We start from the raw sequence: 1399 nt of genomic DNA, 5'->3' as shown, positions 1-1399 counted from the left end.
CCCTGCGCCGGCAGCCTGGCGCCGAGCAGCGCTTCCAGCGTCGCGGCGGCGAGCGGGCCGTCCTCGGCGCTGAGCTGGGCGCGCTCGAGCAGGTTGCGCAGCTGGCGCACGTTGCCCGGCCAGGGCTGGGCGGCGAGCAGCGCGAGCGCGTCGTCGGCGAGCTCGAGCGGGCGCTGGCCCGAGCGTGCGGCGATGTCGTCGAGCAAGGCCTCGACCAGCGCGGGCAGATCCTCGCGCCGCTCGCGCAGGCTGGGCACGCGCAGGCTCAGTACATTGAGGCGGTAGAACAGGTCGGCACGGAAGCTGCCGTCGGCGACGCGCGCCTCCAGGTCCACATGGGTGGCGGCGATCACGCGCACGTCGAGCGGGCGCACCTGGTTCGAGCCCAGCGGCTCGACCTGCTGCTCCTGCAGCACGCGCAGCAGCTTCACCTGCAGGGGTAGCGGCAGGTCGCCGATCTCGTCGAGAAAGAGCGTGCCGCCGTTGGCGAGCTCGAACTTGCCGATGCGCGCCTTGCGATCTGCACCGGTGAAGGCGCCCGGCGCGGTGCCGAAGAGCTCGGCCTCGACCAGGTTGTCGGGTACCGCCGCCATGTTCACCGCGACGAAGGGCCCGTCGGCACGCGCCGACAGGTTGTGGATGCCCTGGGCGAGGAGTTCCTTGCCGGTGCCGGTCTCGCCGCGCAGCAACACCGTGGCGTCGAGCTGGGCGGCGCGGCGCGCCTGGCGCTTGATCTCGCCGGCGAGCGGGCTCGCGCCGATGAAGTTGGCGATCGTGTAGCGCGCGCGCCGGGCCTGCAGCAACGCACGCTCGGTCTCTGCGAGGCGCGCCTGCAGGCGGCCGAACTTCTCCATCAGCGGCTTGAGGTGGCGGGCGCGGTCGAAGAGCACGAAGCCGAGCGCACCGACCACGCAGCCGTCGTCGGCGCGCAGCGGGATGCGGGTGACGACGAAGTGCTCGTCGCCGAAGGGCATGAGGTCGAGCAGGCTGGGCTGGCCGCTGTCCACCACCTCGCGCAGGCGGCTCGCCGGCAGCACGTCCTCGATCTCGCGCCCGAGCGCGCTGCGGCCGTCGGCGAGGCCGATCTTGGCGGCGTACTTGTCGCTCATCCAGACGATGCGCGCCTCGCGGTTGACCGCCACCGTGCCCTCGCACTGCGCGTTGAGGTGGTCGAAGAGCAGCGGCATCGCCACCGAGCGGAAATGCTCTGGCGAGATGCCGACCCTGAGGCCGTTGTCGTCGAGATCGGCGGCGGAGAGACCCATGGAGATCCACGCGGGAAAGAGGGTGCCGATGATTATGGGACCGGCGCTGCCAGCCGGGCAACGCCGCCACCCGCGCCGCAGTGCGGCCCGCGGCGGTCATCGCGCGAGCGCATCGGCGGCGCGCCGGACGCGCC

Annotated in this window: 1 protein-coding gene; it reads right to left on the bottom strand. The window is 72.8% G+C overall.

Annotated features, from left to right (window positions below; all coding sequences use genetic code 11):
- On the bottom strand, positions 1 to 1265 hold a 1265-nt coding region (locus C667_RS22945; RefSeq protein ID WP_004388709.1), incomplete at its 3' end, for a sigma-54 interaction domain-containing protein.
- Positions 1266 to 1399: the final 134 nt, after the last annotated feature.

The organism is Thauera phenylacetica B4P (assembly GCF_000310225.1).
In the GTDB taxonomy this organism is placed as follows: domain Bacteria; phylum Pseudomonadota; class Gammaproteobacteria; order Burkholderiales; family Rhodocyclaceae; genus Thauera; species Thauera phenylacetica.
This window is presented reverse-complemented; position numbering and strand designations above follow the sequence as displayed.